This is a genomic window from Symbiobacterium sp., assembly GCF_040797425.1.
In the GTDB taxonomy this organism is placed as follows: domain Bacteria; phylum Bacillota; class Sulfobacillia; order Symbiobacteriales; family Symbiobacteriaceae; genus Symbiobacterium.
In genome coordinates, this window is the sequence record NZ_JBFNEH010000022.1 from 15,888 (window position 1) to 33,516 (window position 17,629).

Sequence of the window (17,629 nt, forward strand, 5' to 3'; positions counted from 1 at the left end):
GGAGATTTGGATGTCCAACCCGCAGACACCGGCCGCCGGCGAGTTGTCGCCGCGGTACGACCCCAAACAGGTGGAAGATGAGTACTACCGGTACTGGGAGGAGGGCGGTTTCTACCACGCACCGGTCGTGGAGGGGAGGCGGCCGTTCACCATCGTCATCCCGCCGCCCAACGTCACGGGCACCCTGCACCTGGGCCACGCCCTCAACAACACCATGATCGACATCTCCATCCGCTGGAAGCGGATGCAGGGGTACCCCACCCTGTACCTGCCCGGCACCGACCACGCCGGACTGGCCACGCAGATCCGGGTGGAGGAGGACCTGCGCAAGTCCGGGGGCCCCACCCGGCATGAGCTGGGCCGCGACGCCTTCGTGGCGAAGGTCTGGGACTGGAAGGAGCGGTACCACAACACCATCGTCACCCAGCTGCGCAAACTGGGCGTGTCGGTGGACTGGGACCGCGAGGCCTTCACCATGGACGAGCGGCTCTCCCGGGCGGTGCGCGCTTTCTTCGTGCAGCTCTACAAGAAGGGGCTGATCTACCAGGGTACCCGCATCACCCACTGGTGCCCGAAGGACCAGACCGCGCTTTCGGACATCGAGGTGGACTACCAGGAGCAGAACGGCCACATGTGGTACTTCCGCTACCCGCTGGCGGACGGCAGCGGCCACATCGTGGTCGCCACCACCCGGCCCGAGACGATGCTGGGCGACACCGCCGTGGCCGTGAACCCCGACGACGAGCGCTACCAGCACCTGGTGGGCAAGATGCTGCGGCACCCGGCCACCGGGCGTGAGATCCCCATCATCGCCGACAGCTACGTGGACAAGGAGTTCGGCACCGGCTGCGTCAAGATCACCCCCTTCCACGACCCCAACGACTTCGAGATCGGCCTGCGCCACGGCCTCGAGATGCCGCAGGTGATCGGCCCCCGGGGCGAGATGACCGAGGCCGCCGGCAAGTACGCGGGGCTCGACCGCTACGAGTGTCGGAAGCGCATCGTGGCCGACGCCGAGGCCGAGGGCTGGCTGGTAAAGGTGGAGGATCACCGTCACGCGGTGGGCTGCTGCGCCCGGTGCGGCACCGTCATCGAGCCGCTGATCTCCCGCCAGTGGTACGTGAAGATGAAGCCCCTCGCCGAACCCGCGATCCGCGCGGTGGAGAGCGGCGCGATCAAGATCGTGCCCGAGCGGTTTACCAAGGTCTACCTGCACTGGATGGAGAACATCCAGGACTGGTGCATTTCACGGCAGATCTGGTGGGGCCACCGCATCCCGGTCTGGTACTGCGACGACTGCGGCCACCTCACGGTGGCGGAGACCGACCCCACCCAGTGTGAAAAGTGCGGCTCGTCCCACATCCACCAGGACGAGGACGCCCTGGACACCTGGTTCTCGTCGGCCCTGTGGCCCTTCTCCACGCTGGGCTGGCCCGACGAGACGAAGGATCTGGCCTACTTCTTCCCCACCGACGTGCTGATCACGGGGTACGACATCCTGTTCTTCTGGGTCGCCCGGATGATCTTCAGCAGCCTCGAGCTCACGGGGAAGATTCCGTTCCACACGGTGGTGCTGCACGGCCTGGTCCGCGATGCCCAGGGGCGGAAGATGTCCAAGTCGCTGGGCAACGGCGTCGATCCGATTGATGTGATCAACCAGTACGGCACCGATGCGCTCCGGTTCATGCTGGTGACCGGCTCCAGCCCCGGCAACGACATCCGCTTCCACACCGAGCGGGTGGAGAACGCCCGGAACTTCGCCAACAAGCTCTGGAACGCCAGTCGGTTCGTGCTGATGAACCTGGCCGACTGGGATCCGCACGCCGACCGGTCCGGCCTCCAGTATGACATCGCCGACCGCTGGATCCGCCACCGCTTCAACGCGGCCGCACGGGCGGTGAACGAGCTTCTGGGCGAGTACCAGTACGGCGAGGCGGCCCGCACGATCTACGACTTCATCTGGAGCGAGTTCTGCGACTGGTACATCGAGCTGGTGAAGCCCCGGCTCTACAGCAAGGAGGACCCGACCCGGGCGGCGGCGCAGGAGACCCTCGCCCTCGTGCTCGAGGCCACGCTGCGGCTGCTCCACCCGTTCATGCCCTACATCACCGAGGCGATCTGGCAGCGGCTGCCGCTCCAGACGCAGCCCGTGGAGATCGCGTCCGAAATCGCCCGCCAGGCCGGCAAGGCGGCGCTGGGCCCGTCCATCTCCATCACCTCCTACCCGACTCCGCTGGAGGCCTGGGAGGACGCCGAGGCCGCAGCCCGCATGCAGCTCATCATCGACGCGATCCGGGCCCTGCGCTCGATCCGGGCCGAGTTCCGCCTGGGCGAGCACACGAAGATCGACGCCATCCTCATGGCCACATCGCCCGAGTCGCAGGCCATCCTGGAGGAGGGGCGCGCCTTCATCGCCAACCTGGCCAAGACGGCTGCGCTCACCATCCAGCCCGTGGCCGAGGAGAAGCCGCACCACGCCGCGACGGCGGTGCTGGCCGGCGCCGAGGTCTACGTCCCCGTCGGCGGCCTGATCGACGTGCCAAAGGAAATCGAGCGCATCACCAAGGAGCTGAAGACCACCGAGGCGGACCTCACCAAGCTGCAGAACAAGCTGAGCAACCCCGGCTTCCTGGCCAAGGCCCGGCCCGAGATCGTCGAGAAGACGCGGGAGGAGGCGGCCGCCCTGGCTGAGGTGAAGGCCGCCCTGGAGGCCCGCCTCGAGTTCCTGCACAAGCTGGAGGCGTAACGCGATGACCTACGGGGAGGCCATGGCCTTTCTCGAGGGGCTCCGGCGCTTTGGCATGAAGCCCGGACTGGAGCGGACGGCGGCCCTGCTCGAGCGGCTGGGCCGCCCCGACCGCCGGGTCGGCCGGGTGGTGCACATCACGGGCACCAGCGGCAAGGGTTCGGTCGCGGCCATGGTCGAGGCCGGCCTCCGGGCTGCCGGGCGCCGGGTGGGGCTCTTCACCTCCCCGCCGCTGGAGCGGTTCACGGAGCGCATGCAGGTGAACCGGCGCGAGATTGGCGCGGAGGATGTGGGCCGGCTGGGTGCAGCCGTGGCCGGGCACGTGAAAGCCATGGTGAATGCGGGGCTGGAGCCGCCCACCGAGTTCGAGGCGATCACCGCGCTGGCGCTGGCCTGGTTTGCCGAGCAGGGCGTGGACGACCTGGTGCTCGAGGCGGGAATGGGCGGAAGGTTTGATGCCACCACGGCGGTGGGGCAGGTCGCCGTCACGGCGATCACCAACGTGGGCCTCGACCATACCCGGTGGCTGGGCGACACCCATGAGCAGATCGCCTGGGACAAGGCCGGCGTGATCCGGCCCGGCGTACCCTGCGTCACCGCCACCGATCACCCCGGCGCCCTCGCGGTGATCGAGCGGGTGGCGCGGGAACAGGGCGCCCCGCTCATCCGGGTGCTGCCCGCAGACAGCCGGGTCGTGGCGGCCGGTCCCGAGGGCCAGGAGGTGGACCTGCGGGGAGGCCGCGGGTGGTATGGCGGCATCAGGCTCCGCCTGCTGGGGGCCCACCAGGCCGCCAACGCCGCTGTCGCCCTGCGGATTCTGGAGCTGCTTGGCGTGGATGAGGCGGCCATCCGGCAGGGGTTTGCCACGGTCGAGTGGCCCGGGCGGATGGAGCTGATCCAGCCGGATCAGGGACCGCAGGTGCTGCTGGACGGGGCGCACAACCCGGCCAAGGCCGCTGCCCTCGCCCGGGCGGTGCGGGAGATCTTCCCGAGCCGGCACCTTCACCTGTTCCTGGGCGTCCTGGCCGACAAGGACGTGGCCGACGTGGTGGCGCCCCTGCTGCCGCTGGCGGAACAGGTCTGGGCGACCACGCCCGAGAGCCCCCGCGCCCTGCCGGCTTCCGACCTGGCCGCGGTCTGCGCCGCACAGGGCCGGCCTGCCCGGGCCATTGCCGCACTCCCCGAGGCGCTCGCGTCCGCTCTGGCGGCCGCCGGGCCCGACGACCTTCTGCTCGTCACCGGCTCTTTCTACGTGATCGGACCCGTCCGGCGGATTCTTGTCCGGCGGTAGGTTATACAAGCTTTCCCCCCCGCATAGGCATGGTGGGGAAACGACCCGCACAGGCGAGCGGTCAGGGGCCGACACCATGGGCCGCCCCGAACCGTAAGCTCCACCGGCGGGCGAACCACCCAAGCGGGAGGGGACACCATGCATCGGTTTGGGCGATCCGTGCAGAAGAAAGCGAATGACCGGTGGGGCGGCGTGTTTATCCTGGCCGTCGTGCTGGCCGTGGTGGGTGCCTGGCAGCTCGGCGGCGTCCTGGGGAACCTCCTGGGCGAGGAGAGGCAGGCCGCCACTGAACCGGTGCCGGGGATGGAGGAAGTGACCAACCTGCCCAAGTCGCCGGCGCCGGTGAATCTGACGCCCAAGACGTTCCAGGTTCACTTCGTGCAGGTCGGTGCCTTCCGGTCCGAGGGGGCCGCCCGCAGCTTCGTGCAGGAGCTCGCCCGGCAGAACGTGGTGGCCGCGACGACCCAGCGGAACGCGCAGGGCCTGGTCAAGGTCTACGTCGGGCCGTTCATGTCGGGTGAGGAGGCCACCGAGGCCCAGGCCATGCTGGCGGAGGCCGGCACTGCCCCCAACTCCTTCACCGTGGCTATGGAGGTCGCCTACGCGCCGGATGCGGTGATGGCGATGACCGGCTCGGTCAACCCCGACCTCCAGATGGGTCTCGACGCCCTAAACAACTACCTGTACGAGGCCGGCGCCTGGTTTGCCAAGCGTGCGGCCGGTGAGCCGACCGATGGCGGCGTGCTGGTCACCCTGGGCGAGGAGATGCGCCGGGTGGCCACCCGACTGGCGGCCGGCGAGGAGAATCCCGCGGTCACCCGCTTCCTGGGGATGGCCGACGTGGCCACGGTGAATGCCGCCGACATCGAGGTGGCGGCCGCGGCCCCGCCCGGCAGCGAGGAGTTCCAGCGGGCCATGACCGGCTACGTGACGCTTCTGGAGCAGTACCATAACTTCTACGCCGAGGAAGCCTCCGGCCAGTGATGCGGAGGGGGATCATCGCCATGGGATGATCCCCCTTTTTTCGCGGGCACCAGTGCCCCTCCTCTATGGAAGAGATTGCCAATTCGGGACGCGTGTGCTATTCTGGTGACAGGCCCGCGGCCGCACGGAGGATTCTAGCAGCGAAACCCCGAAACTTTGCCTGTTTGATATCCGTCATATGATGAGCTTTGCGGCCAAAAGGGGGCAGGACCGTGAGTCGCGGCTGGTTGGCCTTCATGTGGGCCGTCATCGGCGCGGTGGTCGGGCAGCTTCTGGGCGCGGCCCTGGCCGATCACATCCCCTTCCTGAACTACCATCTCCAGCTGGGAATGGACCCGGCGACGCTTGACCTGAATTTCCTACGGGTGACCTTCGGGATTTCGTTCAAGCTAACGATAGCCGGCGCAGCGGGGCTGGTCCTCGCGCTGTGGCTGGCCCTGCGGTGACGGATCGAGGTGTTCTTCGATGCTGATCGTCCTGGCTTCGTCTTCGCCGCGCCGGCAGGAGCTGCTCCGCCAGGTGGGCATCCCCTTCGTCGTCGATGTCCCGGCCGTGGACGAGCACATCTCGGAACCGCTCCCGCCGGGGCAGTTCGTGGAGCAACTGGCCCTGCGCAAGGCGCGGGCGGTGGCCCCGCGGCACCCGGGCGAGCTGGTGCTGGCAGCGGATACCATTGTCGTCCTCGAGGGTGAGGTGCTGGGCAAGCCGGCGGACAGGGCAGAGGCGGTGCGCATGCTGGAGCGGCTGTCCGGCCGCAGCCACCAGGTGTTTACCGGCGTGGCGGTGGTGAAGGGCGGGCGCGAGCTGGTGGCCCACGAGGAGACCGTCGTCCGCTTTGCTCCCCTCACCCGGGAGCAGATTGAATGGTATGTCGCGACCGGAGAGCCCATGGACAAGGCCGGCGCCTACGGCATTCAGGGCCGGGCCGCTGCGCTGATCACGGCCATCTCCGGCGACTACTACAACGTGGTCGGGCTTCCCCTCTACCGCACCGTCCAGATGCTGTCGCAGTTCGGCCATCCCATCTTCTCGGGAGAGCCCGCGGAAGGGAGAGCATGGACCGGTGACTGCGTCCCTGAAAAGGCTGCCCGAGGCGGATCGGCCGCGGGAGCGGCTGCTGCGCCTGGGGCCTGAGCAGCTGTCGGACGTGGAACTCCTGGCGATTTTGCTAGGAACGGGTTCCAGAGGGCAATCCGTCATTGAAGTCGCCCGGGATTTACTGCATCATTGTGAGGCGAAAGACCCGGGCGGCGGGCTGCGGGCCCTGCTGCATCTGCGGGACGTGGACAAGAAGGAGCTGGTGAAGGGACTCGGCCCGGCCAAGGTCTGCACGATCCTGGCGGGGCTGCACCTCGGCCTGCGGGCCGCGGCGGCGCCCATCCGGCAGGTGGAGCTCTCCAATCCGAGGGCGGTCTACGAGTACCTCGCCCCCCGGCTGGCACACCTCACCCGGGAAGAATTCCATGTGATCCTGCTGACCGCCAAGAACCACGTCATCGCCGTCGAATGTGTTTCGGAAGGGACGCTCACGGCCTCGCTGGTGCACCCCCGCGAGGTCTTCAAGGCTGCGATTCGCAGGAGCGCCCACGCGGTGATCCTCGCCCACAACCACCCCAGCGGCGACCCGACGCCCAGCCGGGAGGACCGGGAGATCACCCGCCGGTTGGTCCAGGCGGGGCGGGTCATCGGCATCGAGGTGCTGGATCACGTGGTGGTGGGCAAGGGGCGGTACATCAGTTTTCGTGAGCGGGGCCTTCTGACCGGATAACCGGCTGGTTTTCAGTTTGCCGCTCGCAGAAGAAAGGGGAACAGTGCGGTGTCCTTTTTGCAGTTTTTCGCACGCGACGTTGGGATTGACCTCGGTACCGCGAATACCCTCGTCTACGTCAAAGGCCGCGGCATTCTGATCGACGAGCCGTCTGTGGTGGCGGTGGACCGCGACCGGAAGACCCCGCTGGCGGTGGGCCTGGAGGCCAAGCAGATGCTGGGTCGCACGCCGGGCAACATCGTCGCCATCCGGCCCATGAAAGACGGCGTCATCGCCGACTTCGACACGACGCAGACGATGCTGAAGTACTTCATTAACAAGGCCTCCAGCCGCAGGGCACCGTTCCGTCCCCGCATCATCATCTCGATTCCCTCCGGCGTGACCGGCGTGGAGCGGCGGGCCGTGCAAGACGCGGCGCTGCAGGCCGGCGCCCGGGAGGCGCACGTCATCGAGGAGCCGATGGCCGCGGCGATTGGTGCCGGCCTGCCGGTGGACGAGCCCACCGGCTCGATGGTGGTGGATATCGGCGGTGGCACCACGGAGGTGGCCATCATCTCCCTCGGCGGCCTCGTCACCGCCAAGTCGATCCGGGTGGCCGGCGACGAGCTGGACGAGGCGATCGTCCAATATGTAAAGCGTAACTACAACCTGCTCATCGGCGAGCGCACCGGCGAGGAGATCAAGATCGCCATCGGCTCCGCCTACCCGGTGGGGGACGAGGAGTCGATGGAGATCCGCGGGCGCGATCTGGTGACGGGCCTGCCCCGAACCCTGCGGATTACCTCCGAAGAGATCCGTAAGGCCATCAGCGAGCCGGTCGCCGCCATCCTCGACGCCATCAAGATCACCCTGGAGAACACGCCGCCTGAGCTGGCGGCCGACATCATGGACCGGGGTATCGTGATGACCGGCGGCGGTGCGCTGCTCAAGGGGCTCGACGTGCTGATCTCCAAGGAGACCGGCATGCCGGTGCACGTGGCCGACGAGCCGTTGCTTTGCGTCGTGAAGGGTTGCGGGAAGTGCCTGGACAACCTGGATATTTTGAAGCGGGTGGCGCGCAACTCGTAGCCGGCGCGCCGGCCGTCAAGAGGGCGGGAAGCAGTCTCCTATGTCGAATAAGCACCTGCGCCTCCTTGGCGTCGCCCTGGGCACGCTGGTCGTGATCTTTATTATCATGGCCTTGACAGCGCACGAGCGTTCGACGCTCACCCCCATTGAGAAGGGCGTCGCCACGCTGCTCTATCCGTTTCAGGTCGCCACTGACTGGGTGGGCGACCGGGCCCGGGACGTTGCCGATTCCGTCCGTGAACTCGCCCGCCTCCGCGAAGAGAACGCCGCCCTGCGGCAGCAAGTCGAGGAGATGGCCCAGGACCGGGCGCTGGTTCTCCAACTGCAAGCAGAGAACCAGCGGCTGCGCGCGGAGCTAGGCCTTCGGGCGCGCACGCCCCATCCCATGAAGACGGCCGAGGTGATCAGCCGCTCGAGCCAGAACTGGTACCAGACCATCACCATCGACCAGGGCAGCCGGGACGGCATCCGGCAGGGCATGGCGGTGGTCAACTGGCAGGGGCTCGTGGGGAAGGTCGCGTACACCACGCCGTACACCTCCACGGTGCAGCTGATCAGCGACTCCGGCTTTGGCCAGGCCGGTTTCGGCCTGGCGGCCAAGCTGCCCAACGGGGAGATGGGCGTGCTGGAAACCGTGGAAGGCGGCTACCTCCGCATGCGCTTCTGGTCCACTGACCCGTCGGTGGAGGTGGGCCAGCCGGTCTTCACCTCCGGGCAAGGGGTCCTGCCCGCCGACCTGTTCGTCGGGTGGGTGGACAGCGTCGAACGCGGCTCCTCCTTCATCACGTACGCCTACGTCCGTCCGGCGGCGGACGTGCACCAGCTGGAAGTGGTCCAGGTCGTCCTCACCCCCACGGACGGCGACAGGGGGTCGAACGCGCCATGAGGTACTGGGCGGTGGCGGGCATCGTGCTTGCGGCATACCTGGTGCAGACAGTGCTCGGCCCCTACCTGGCCGTCGGGGGCGTCGTACCGAACGTAGTGCTGATGGCTGCCGTCAGCCTGGGCCTGCTCTTCGGCTGGCCGGTGGGGCTGGCGGCCGGCTTTTGCGGCGGGCTGCTGGTCGACCTGACGATCGGCATCCTGATCGGCAGCAACGCGCTGGCCCTGGGCATCGTGGGCTTCCTGGCGGGCCTGATCGAGCCGCACGTGTTCAAGGACAACCTGCTGCTGGCGCTGATCGGGGGTTCGGCGGGTTCCGTGGTCGGCCAGAGCATCATCCTGCTCTTTCAGCTCATCTTCATCCAGGGGGCCTCGCTTGCCGATTTCCAGAGCAAGCTGCTCACCTCGGTGATCTACGACACCCTGCTCTGCCTGCTGATCTACTGGCGAATCTACCGCCACTACGCCTTCCTGAAGCCCGATCCGCGGGGCGTGATCGTCCTTAGGCGCCGGTGAATCCTGCCGCAGGAGCCGGGGGATGGGGCTTTCAATGTCGGAGGTAACCGCCTCCGACATTATTTGTAAATCGCAGGAGGAGATTCGGTGCCGGGGGCCGAACTAGACGGAAAGGACAAGACTACCGCCAGGGTCGTGAAGAGAGGATGCGACAGGAGATCGCCATTCGCGGTACGACCAGAACCGGGCTCGTGCTGCTGCTGCCGGATGAAGGGGATTTCGACGCGGTGCTCGAGCGGCTCGCCGAGCGGCTGGCCGGGAGTGGTCGCTTCTTCGCCGGCGGCAGGGTGACGGTCCACGTCGGCAACCGCCAGCTTTCGCCAGCAGACCGGGAAAAGCTCGCCGAGACCCTGCAGCGGGCAGGACTGGTGCTCCTCACCGTGAAGGAGGGGGGAGATCCGGTGGCAGCAGAGGAGCTTCGCCGGCCGGTCGGGCCGTCGGCGGCACAGTCGCACTCTGGATCTGCACTGGTGATCACCAGAACCGTGCGCTCGGGGCAGGAGATTCGCCATGACGGAGACATCATCATCCTCGGGGACGTGAACCCGGGCGCAGTGGTGGTGGCCAGCGGCCACATCGTGGTGATGGGGGCCCTGCGGGGGGTGGCGCATGCCGGCTGCACGGGCAACCGGGACGCCATCGTGGCGGCAACCAAGCTCCGACCCACGCAGTTGCGCATCGCCGACGTCATCGGGCGGGCGCCTGATGGCGATGCGCCGCAATCCTACCCCGAGGTGGCGCGAATCCGGGGCGAGCTGATCGTGGTGGAGGCATCCGCGGATAGACGCCAGGTGGGTGCGCTGGAGGCTGTCAGCGCGAAGGAGGATCGTTGATGGGACAGGTCATCGTGGTGACTTCCGGCAAAGGCGGCGTGGGCAAGACGACGACCACGGCGAATCTGGGCACGGCGTTGGCTCAGCAGGGGAACAAGGTCGTGCTGGTGGATGCCGATATCGGCCTGCGCAACCTCGACGTGGTCATGGGGCTGGAGAACCGCATCGTGTATGACCTCGTGGACGTGGTGGAGGGAAACGCCCGGCTGAAGCAGGCCCTGATCAAGGACAAGCGGGTGGAGAACCTCTACCTGCTCGCCGCGGCGCAGACGCGCGAGAAGAAGGATGTCACGGCGGAGCAGATGAGGGACCTCTGCGAGCAGCTGGCGCGGGAGTTCGATTTCGTGCTGATCGACTGTCCGGCGGGCATTGAGGACGGCTTCAAGAACGCGATCGCCGGGGCGCAGAAGGCGATCATCGTGGCCAACCCCGAGGTCTCGTCGGTGCGGGACGCTGATCGCGTCATCGGCCTCTGGGATGCACAGGACGGCGACCGCAGCCCGGCCATGCTCATCGTGAACCGCGTGCGCCCGCGCATGGTCGCCCGCGGTGACATGCTGGAGATCGACGACATGCTGGAGATGCTGGCCGTGGACCTCCTGGGCGTGGTGCCGGAAGACGACCACATCATCGTCTCCACCAACCGGGGCGAGCCGGCCGTGTTCTCCAAGGACAGCAAGGCCGGCAAGGCGTTCCAGAACATCGCCCGCCGCCTCATGGGCGAGTCGGTGCCAATCATGGACCTGGAAGCGGACGAGTCGATCTGGGCCAAGTTCAAGCGCATCGTCGGGCTCGGCCGGAGCTAGAAGGGGGGGCGCGACATGCTGGATCTCATTTCCCGGGTCTTCGGACGTGATCACGCGAGTGCCGACATCGCCAGGGAGCGGCTGCGCCTTGTGCTCGTCCACGACCGGACGAACGTGTCGCCGCAGTTCCTCGAGACGCTGAAGGAAGAACTCATCGAGGTCATCACTCGCTACATGGAAATCGAGGAAGAAGGTATGGACGTCACCCTCCAGACGGCCGAGAACCAGGTGGCCCTCGTGGCGAACATCCCCATTCGCCGTATGAAGCGGGCCGCCGTGAAGCGCTGACCGGGACGACAAAGCAAGACCACCGGACCCTCCGTCCGGTGGTTTCTTCGCGATTGGGCTGGCCACACCATCCGAAGGCATCAGGAGCCGGTCTCTTCGACCTCGCAGAGGAACTCCATCCCGTCGATGGCGACGCGGTACCGGCGGGGCCGGGCTGCATCCGGCTGCCCGGTGGCGCCGGCCAGACCGGGTTGGGCCGCCGCGGCGGATGAGGGAGTGCCCGCGGGGACCGCAGAGGCGAGATCGGGTCCGGGGTGCGAGGCGACGGAAGCCGGCCGCAACGGCAGTCCCACCCCCCGCTCCAGGAAGCGCCGGATCTGGCCCAGACGACGGCGCTCCTGCCAGGCGATCGCGTGGCCGTCGGCCGTCTCCACCCGCTCGAAGCGGAGGCTGTCCCCCGGCTTCAGCTGGGCCGCGGCCCAGAGGTCCGTGTAGACCGCCACGGCCACCTTGGGGTAGCCGCCCGCGGTCGGCCGGTTGCTGAGCAGCAGGATCGCCCGGCCGTCGGGCATCACCTGCACGGCGCCCGGCGGGATCGGCTCGGTGAGCATCTCTCCGGCGTCCGCCGCCGGCAGTGTCGGCCCTTCCAGCCAGAGCCCCTGCCGGTCGGCGCGCACACCGACCCGGAACGTGGCGCTGAAGAGGCAGGAGAGGGCCTCCTCGGGGAACCGGTCCGCCTGCGGCCCCACCGTCACCCGGACCAGCGCCTTCCCTTCGAACGGGGGGATGGCGTCCGGGGGCAGGCTGCGCCCGGCCAGGTCGGCCGGCGGGTGGAGCGGCAGCCCCAGGGGCAGCCAGTCTCCCGCCTGGAGCGGGCGGCCGAGGGGGCCGATGCGGCCGAAGAGATCCTCCGAGAGGCTGCCCAGGACCGGCGGGAGATCGAACCCGCCCGCCACGCAGAGGTAGGCCCGGCAGCCGGCCGTCACCGTCCCCAGCCGCAGCCGGTCGCCGGCTGCGGCCAGCACCGAGGTCCAGCCCGGCACCGGCCGCGCCGGTCCGCCGCCGGCGGGAAGGAGTTCCGCGGGGATCGGCGCCCCCGTGAGTGCGAACGCGGCCGGGCCGGTGAACTCCACCTCCGGGCCGGCGAGGGTGATCTCCAGCGCCGCCGTGCGGGCGCGGTTGCCCAGCAGCCAGTTGCCGATCATCAGGGACTGCGGGTCGGCAGCCCCGGCCACCGGAACGCCGAAGGCCGTGTAGCCCCGGCGGCCCAGGTCCTGGAGGGTGGTGTGCAGTCCCGGCCGCAGCACCCGCAGTCCGGTGCGGCCGGGAACGAAGGCGGGCGACGCGGGACGGGCCTGCTCAGGTTCCCGCTCTGCGTCGTCAAAGGCGTCGGGCCGGACGGGCACGAAGCGCACCCGGTCGCCCGGCTCCAGCCAGGCGGGCGGCGTGCGGCCCGGGTCAAAGAGCCGGAGGGGTGTGCGCCCGATCAGCCGCTGGCCGCCGGGTGAGGCGACGGGGTAGATGCCCGTCAGGGCCCCGCCGATGCCGATGGAGCCCGCCGGAACCCGTGGGCGGGGGGTCTCCAGCCGCGGCGTCGCCAGTGCCGGGTCCAGCTCGCCCAGGCAGGGGAAGCCGGGGCCGAACCCGAGGCAGTAGACGCGGTACGTGCCGCCCGCGTGCCGGGCGATCACCTCCTCCGGGGTCAGGCCCGTGTGGGCGGCCACCGCCGCGAGGTCGGGGCCGTAGGCGCCGCCGTACACCACCGGGATCATGACCTCGCGTCCCCCGGCCCCGGGGGTGGCCGCGCTCTCCCGGGCGGCGTCCGCCACCAGGCCCAGCAGCTGTTCCAGACGGATGCGAACCGGGTCGTACTCCACCATCACGGCGTGGCACCCGGGCGTCACCTCGACCACCGCCGGGTGGATGCCGGTGAGGGCCCGGGCGAGCGCATGCACACGCCTGGACGTGGCATCGTCCAGGGTGTCGCCCAGGTAGCATAGGAGCGCGCGGTCGCCGCAGGGAACGATTCGGAGGCCGTCCACAACCATCACCTTCAGCTAGTGTGTTCCACCAGGAGACATCTCCGCCGGGGCGCGAGGGGCGGCCCGGCACGGAACCGCATTGACCAGAGGCCCCCTCTCCCGTGTGGAAGAGGGGGTCTCGCTCACTGTATGGGGCCGATCCGGCTCAGCGGCCAGATGCGGTAGACGGCCCGGGCGATGATGCGGTCACGGCTCAGCAGCCCCCACTCGTGGCTGTCGTTGGACAGGTTGCGGTTGTCGCCGAGCACGAAGTACTGGTCGGCCGGGATCTCGACTGGCCCGTAGGTGTACCGCGGGGCCTCCGCGATGTAGGGCTCGTCCAGCGGCTCGCCGTTGATGAAGACCTTTCCGTCCCGCACCTCCACGGTCTCTCCCGGCAGGCCGATCACCCGCTTGATGTAGGGGTACGAGGTAGGAAAGGGCGGGTCAAAGACGACGATGTCACCCCGGGAGATCGTGCCGAAGCGCAGGAAGAGCTTGTCGGTCCAGAACCGGTCGCCCACCAGGATGGTGGGCTCCATCGAGCCGGTCGGAACCTCCCGTACCTGCCCCACAAAGGTGATGATCAGCAGCCAGAGCAGGACGCCGTACAAGACGTCTTTGAGCAAGCCGAGCCAGGGACGCCATCTTTCGGCCAATCCGGTTGCCTCCTGATCCTGTGCGTCCCTCTTCAATTCCACCCGGATCACTCCGCCTCCTGCCTGCCCCGCGGATTCAGCGTGCTCACCAGATCGTGCGCCACCTGCACCAGATCGCGCACCAGCGGTGTGGCCGGCGCGTTGAACACCTCGGCCGGCGTGCCGATCTGGAGCATCTTGCCTTCGGCCAGCACGGCCACCCGGTCGGCCAGCGGCGGAATTTCGGTGAAGTCGTGCGTCACGAAGAACGCCGCCGTGCCGGATGCCGTGAGGATGCGCCGCAGGTCCTTGAGGAGGTGCGACCGGGCCAGTACGTCCAGGGAGGCCATCGGCTCGTCCAGGTAGAGCAGGCGCGGGGAGGTGGCGAGGGCCCGGGCGATGGAGACGCGCTGGGCCTCGCCGCCCGAGAGCTGGCGGGAGGAGCGGTTCGCCAGGTGGGGGATGCGCAGTTGCTCGAGCATCTCCATGGCGATCTGGCGGCGCCGTACAGCCGGCACGCCCCGGAGGCGCAGCCCGAGTTCCACGTTCTGCAGCACCGTGCCCGCCAGGAGCAGCGATTCCTGGAAGACCACGCCCATCTGCCGCCGCAGGGCGAGCGCCTCCTGGGGCAGCGCCACCTGCCGGCCCTCCCAGCGGTAGGAGCCGAAAGAGGCCGGGTGCAGCAGGGCCAGGGCGTGCAGCAGGCTCGACTTGCCGGAGCCGTTGGGCCCGACCACCGCCAGTACCTCGCCGGGGGCGATCGAGAGGTGGGGGATGTCCACGACCACGCGGCCACCCCGCACCACCTTGAGGTTGGTCACTTCAAGCAGCGGCGTCATCGCACCCGCGCCCCTCCTTGCTGGAGCCTGGTGAGAGCGTACGTGACGAGCCAGATGAGCAGCATGAGGATGATCGAGAGCGCGATGGCGGTGTCGAAGTTGCCCTTGCTGACCTCCATCACCGTAGCCGTCGTGAGCACACGCGTCTTGCCGAGGATGTTGCCGCCCACCATGGTGGAGGCGCCGACCTCGGAGATGACGCCGCCGAACCCGCCGATCACCGCGGCCAGCAGCGAGAGCCTGGCCTCGCGGATGAGCAGCCAGAAGAGCTGCCAGCGGGAGGCACCCAGGGCCGTGATCTGGTCCTGAAGCTTCGGATTGAGCTGGCCGATGCCGGCCAGCGTGAAGCCGGTCACCAGAGGCAGGGCGATGATGAACTGGGCGATGATCATCGCGGTGGGGGTGTAGATCAGCCGGAGCCGGCCGAGCGGACCGGAGCGCCAGAGCAGGATCGAGACCACCAGGCCGGCGACCACGGGCGGCGTGCCCATGCCCATGTTCACCAGGCTGATGACGAAGTTGCGCCCCGGGAAGCGGACCAGCGCCAGCAGCACGCCCAGGGGAATCCCCACCAAAACGCTGAGCAGGGTCGCCGTACCGGCGACCCTGAGCGTCAGCAGTGTTACGCGCACCAGTTCCGCATCGCCGGACGAAAGCATCTTGAGCGCAGCAACGATGCCCTGTCCGATCATCTCCATGCGGAATCCCTACTTTCCTGTAAGCCTAGTTTCCGCCGGTGAGTTCTTCCTCAGCCTTGCCGGCGTCCGGGAAGAAGAGCGGCTCGCCGTACTGGTCAACGCCGTAAGTCCGGATGATCTCCTGAACCTCGTCGGACACCATGAACTCCACGAACGCCTTGGCGCCATCGCCATTGACCATCGGGTACTTCTCGGGGTTGACCTGCATGACGTGGTAGATGTTCAGGAGCGGCGCGTCGCCTTCCAGCACGATCTCCAGGTCAATGTTCTTCTTCTGGGCGAGGTAGGTGCCCCGGTCGCTCAGCGTGTAGGCCATCTTCTCGTTGGCCACCGTGATCGTGGCGCCCATGCCCTGGCCGGTCTCCTGGTACCACTCCTGGCCCTTGGGATCGACGCCGGCCTCCTTCCAGAGGGCCTTCTCCTTCTTGTCGGTGCCCGAGTCGTCGCCGCGGGAGATGAAGGTGGCGCCGGCGTCGGCGATCTTCTTCAGGCCCTCGGCGGCCGTGGTGGCGCTCTTCACGCCGGCCGGGTCGTCAGCAGGGCCGATGATGACGAAGTCGTTATGCATCACCAGCTGGCGGTTGACGACGACGCCGCTCTCCACCAGCGGAATCTCGGACTCGGGAGCGTGCACCAGGAGCACGTCGGCCTCGCCGTTCTCACCCAGCTTCAGGGCCTGGCCGGTGCCCACCGCGACGGCCTTGACGCTGTAGCCGGTCCTCTCCTCGAACATCGGGACCAGTACGTCCAGCAGGCCGGTGTCCACGGTCGAGGTGGTAGTGGCCAGGATCAGCTCGGGGTTCTCCGGCGCAGCCGGCTGCTGGGGTTCAGCCGCCGTTTCGGGTTCAGACGATGTCTCGGTTGACGGGGTCTGCTGCGTCTGCTCCTGCGCAGCCTGCTGGGTCTCGGGCTGCTGGCTCTGCTGCTGTGCGCCGCCGCACCCGCCCACCAGGGCCGTGATGGCGGCCAGTACCACGAACCGTTGGAACCACTTCATCATTGAAGCCCCTCCTACTCGCGATCTGCCTGCGTGTGCATAACGGCGGCGGAAGCATGGCGGCCTCGCGGGCCGCCGTTATGTTCAGTCTTAGCATAGCGCACCAGTTTGAGGGTTGGCAATCCGGCTTCCTATCTAACGCTATGGCACCTGAAACAGGGGGGCGCCATACTTTTCGGCTCCAAAGGATGCCACGATCGCCCGCCCGGCCGGCCCGGTGGCCCACTCGCAGAAGCGGCGGGCGCCCTCGTAGTTGACGGCGGGGAAGACCTCGGAGTTGACGGGGATCAGGTTGAAGCGGTTGACCAGCAGCGGGTCATCGCGGAAGAGGCCGGCGTAGCCCTCGGGGCAGGCCAGCGTGAGGGTGGCGGTGTCCACGAGGGTGTAGGCGCCGGTGGACGCCGCGTGGCGCAGCGTGGCGATGCTGCCCTGGCCGCCCAGGGGCCACGGCTCGTACCAGGGCGCGGCAGGCGTTACCCCGGCGGCCTCCCAGAGGGCGAGTTCGCGCACGTGCGTGCCGGACCGGTCGTTCCGGCTCACGAATCGGAAGCCGCCGGCCGCAATGCGGCGCATCGCCTCGGCGGCCGACCCCGCACTGGCCACCGCCGCGGGGTCGTCGGCCGGTCCGCAGATCACGAAGGCGTCCACGGCGAGCGGGTACCGCCGGGTGCCGAAGCCATCCGCCAGGAACTGCTCCTCCAGGTTCGGCGCGTGCACCAGCACCAGGTCGACCCTTCCTGCCCGGGCCATGTCCAGGGCCTGTCCGCTGCCGGACGCGATGTACCGCACCCACTCCCCGGTCTCCGCACGGTAGGCGGAGACCAGCGCGTCGACCAGGCCCACCTCCACCGGGCCGATGGTCGACGACATGAGCAGGGGCCGGTTTTCGGGCGGAACGCCGGGGCCGGGACCGAGGATCGACTCAGCCTCCCGGGTCAGCAGCCGATGACGGCGCAGAAGATCCCGGGCGGCCTGGGTCAGCTCGGCGCCGCCGCCGGCCGCACCGCCCACCTTTCGAATCAGGAGCGGGGTGCCGATTTCCTCCTCCGCCCGGCGGATCAGGCCCCACGCGTGCCGGTACGAGACGCCCAGCGCCTCGGTGGCCCGGCGGAGCGAGCCGAGCTCGGCCACGGCGGAGAGCAGGGCGCAGAGGCGGTCAAATTGATCCTCACGGGAGAGCAGCCTGCGATAGTCGGCGGGCATGGTCTCACCTCTCTCGTTGTCTACCATTCGAGCCCCGAAACGATAATTCCTGTCAGGAACAAGGCTGTTTGCGAACTTTTCTGCAAGGACAATTGCCACACCCCACTTGCG

Annotated in this window: 18 protein-coding genes; 12 read left to right on the forward strand and 6 right to left on the reverse strand. The window is 68.4% G+C overall.

Features of this window, described 5'->3' with window-relative positions:
* Positions 1-10 precede the first annotated feature (10 nt).
* The 12 genes from AB2385_RS08625 (at position 11) to minE (ending at position 11,182) form a co-directional block, all read left to right on the forward strand.
* Positions 11-2,746 carry a valine--tRNA ligase gene (locus AB2385_RS08625; protein ID WP_367654553.1) on the forward strand — a complete coding sequence of 912 codons (2,736 nt, stop codon included), beginning with the start codon at positions 11-13 and terminating at the stop codon, positions 2,744-2,746.
* Positions 2,747-2,750: 4 nt separating this feature from the next.
* Positions 2,751-4,037, forward strand: a complete 1,287-nt coding sequence (locus AB2385_RS08630; RefSeq protein WP_367654554.1) for a folylpolyglutamate synthase/dihydrofolate synthase family protein — start codon at positions 2,751-2,753, stop codon at positions 4,035-4,037.
* A 138-nt stretch (positions 4,038-4,175) separates the two neighbouring features.
* Positions 4,176-5,021, forward strand: coding sequence for an SPOR domain-containing protein (locus AB2385_RS08635; RefSeq protein WP_367654555.1), 846 nt, complete (start codon positions 4,176-4,178; stop codon positions 5,019-5,021).
* A gap of 212 nt (positions 5,022-5,233) precedes the next feature.
* Entirely contained in the window at positions 5,234-5,467 is a 234-nt protein-coding gene (locus tag AB2385_RS08640) for a DUF4321 domain-containing protein (RefSeq protein WP_367654556.1), read from the forward strand.
* A 19-nt stretch (positions 5,468-5,486) separates the two neighbouring features.
* The gene (locus AB2385_RS08645) at positions 5,487-6,155 is read left to right on the forward strand and encodes a nucleoside triphosphate pyrophosphatase (RefSeq protein ID WP_367654557.1); all 669 of its coding nucleotides are present in this window, start codon (positions 5,487-5,489) and stop codon (positions 6,153-6,155) included.
* On the forward strand, positions 6,085-6,789 hold the full coding sequence (gene radC / locus AB2385_RS08650) for a DNA repair protein RadC (RefSeq protein WP_367654558.1): 705 nt from the start codon (positions 6,085-6,087) through the stop codon (positions 6,787-6,789). Before AB2385_RS08645 ends, radC begins: the two co-directional genes overlap by 71 nt.
* Positions 6,790-6,837: 48 nt before the next feature.
* Positions 6,838-7,857, forward strand: coding sequence for a rod shape-determining protein (locus AB2385_RS08655; RefSeq protein ID WP_367654559.1), 1,020 nt, complete (start codon positions 6,838-6,840; stop codon positions 7,855-7,857).
* Between the two features lie 40 nt (positions 7,858-7,897).
* On the forward strand, positions 7,898-8,743 hold the full coding sequence (gene mreC, locus AB2385_RS08660; RefSeq protein ID WP_367654560.1) for a rod shape-determining protein MreC: 846 nt from the start codon (positions 7,898-7,900) through the stop codon (positions 8,741-8,743).
* Complete coding sequence (gene mreD, locus AB2385_RS08665) at positions 8,740-9,255, forward strand: rod shape-determining protein MreD (protein WP_367654561.1); 516 nt, start codon at positions 8,740-8,742, stop codon at positions 9,253-9,255. The genes mreC and mreD overlap by 4 nt, the downstream gene beginning before the upstream one ends.
* Positions 9,256-9,401: 146 nt before the next feature.
* Positions 9,402-10,088, forward strand: coding sequence for a septum site-determining protein MinC (minC, locus tag AB2385_RS08670; protein WP_367654562.1), 687 nt, complete (start codon positions 9,402-9,404; stop codon positions 10,086-10,088).
* On the forward strand, positions 10,088-10,894 hold the full coding sequence (gene minD, locus AB2385_RS08675; RefSeq protein WP_367654563.1) for a septum site-determining protein MinD: 807 nt from the start codon (positions 10,088-10,090) through the stop codon (positions 10,892-10,894). Before minC ends, minD begins: the two co-directional genes overlap by 1 nt.
* Positions 10,895-10,909: 15 nt before the next feature.
* Entirely contained in the window at positions 10,910-11,182 is a 273-nt protein-coding gene (minE, locus tag AB2385_RS08680; protein ID WP_367654564.1) for a cell division topological specificity factor MinE, read from the forward strand.
* 80 nt (positions 11,183-11,262) lie between these two features.
* On the opposite strand, the gene pxpB is transcribed toward minE, so the two are convergent.
* The 6 genes from pxpB to AB2385_RS08710 form a co-directional block, all read right to left on the reverse strand.
* The gene (gene pxpB / locus AB2385_RS08685; protein ID WP_367654565.1) at positions 11,263-13,164 is read right to left on the reverse strand and encodes a 5-oxoprolinase subunit PxpB; all 1,902 of its coding nucleotides are present in this window, start codon (positions 13,162-13,164) and stop codon (positions 11,263-11,265) included.
* Positions 13,165-13,286: 122 nt separating this feature from the next.
* Complete coding sequence (lepB, locus tag AB2385_RS08690) at positions 13,287-13,802, reverse strand: signal peptidase I (protein WP_367654566.1); 516 nt, start codon at positions 13,800-13,802, stop codon at positions 13,287-13,289.
* A 47-nt stretch (positions 13,803-13,849) separates the two neighbouring features.
* Entirely contained in the window at positions 13,850-14,620 is a 771-nt protein-coding gene (locus AB2385_RS08695; protein ID WP_367654567.1) for an ABC transporter ATP-binding protein, read from the reverse strand.
* Positions 14,617-15,318 carry an ABC transporter permease gene (locus AB2385_RS08700; RefSeq protein WP_367654568.1) on the reverse strand — a complete coding sequence of 234 codons (702 nt, stop codon included), beginning with the start codon at positions 15,316-15,318 and terminating at the stop codon, positions 14,617-14,619. The genes AB2385_RS08695 and AB2385_RS08700 overlap by 4 nt, the downstream gene beginning before the upstream one ends.
* Positions 15,319-15,343: 25 nt before the next feature.
* Positions 15,344-16,318, reverse strand: coding sequence for a substrate-binding domain-containing protein (locus AB2385_RS08705; RefSeq protein WP_367654569.1), 975 nt, complete (start codon positions 16,316-16,318; stop codon positions 15,344-15,346).
* A 138-nt stretch (positions 16,319-16,456) separates the two neighbouring features.
* The gene (locus tag AB2385_RS08710; protein ID WP_367654570.1) at positions 16,457-17,518 is read right to left on the reverse strand and encodes a substrate-binding domain-containing protein; all 1,062 of its coding nucleotides are present in this window, start codon (positions 17,516-17,518) and stop codon (positions 16,457-16,459) included.
* Positions 17,519-17,629 lie beyond the last annotated feature (111 nt).

Coding starts and splice junctions, on each gene's coding strand:
- AB2385_RS08700 (WP_367654568.1), bottom strand. CDS start 15,318: ATGGAGATGATCGGACAGGGCATCGTTGCTGCGCTCAAGATGCTTTCG.
- AB2385_RS08710 (WP_367654570.1), bottom strand. CDS start 17,518: ATGCCCGCCGACTATCGCAGGCTGCTCTCCCGTGAGGATCAATTTGAC.
- mreC (WP_367654560.1), top strand. CDS start 7,898: ATGTCGAATAAGCACCTGCGCCTCCTTGGCGTCGCCCTGGGCACGCTG.
- AB2385_RS08645 (WP_367654557.1), top strand. CDS start 5,487: ATGCTGATCGTCCTGGCTTCGTCTTCGCCGCGCCGGCAGGAGCTGCTC.
- minD (WP_367654563.1), top strand. CDS start 10,088: ATGGGACAGGTCATCGTGGTGACTTCCGGCAAAGGCGGCGTGGGCAAG.
- AB2385_RS08625 (WP_367654553.1), top strand. CDS start 11: ATGTCCAACCCGCAGACACCGGCCGCCGGCGAGTTGTCGCCGCGGTAC.
- mreD (WP_367654561.1), top strand. CDS start 8,740: ATGAGGTACTGGGCGGTGGCGGGCATCGTGCTTGCGGCATACCTGGTG.
- AB2385_RS08705 (WP_367654569.1), bottom strand. CDS start 16,318: ATGATGAAGTGGTTCCAACGGTTCGTGGTACTGGCCGCCATCACGGCC.
- AB2385_RS08695 (WP_367654567.1), bottom strand. CDS start 14,620: ATGACGCCGCTGCTTGAAGTGACCAACCTCAAGGTGGTGCGGGGTGGC.
- minC (WP_367654562.1), top strand. CDS start 9,402: ATGCGACAGGAGATCGCCATTCGCGGTACGACCAGAACCGGGCTCGTG.
- AB2385_RS08630 (WP_367654554.1), top strand. CDS start 2,751: ATGACCTACGGGGAGGCCATGGCCTTTCTCGAGGGGCTCCGGCGCTTT.
- AB2385_RS08635 (WP_367654555.1), top strand. CDS start 4,176: ATGCATCGGTTTGGGCGATCCGTGCAGAAGAAAGCGAATGACCGGTGG.
- minE (WP_367654564.1), top strand. CDS start 10,910: ATGCTGGATCTCATTTCCCGGGTCTTCGGACGTGATCACGCGAGTGCC.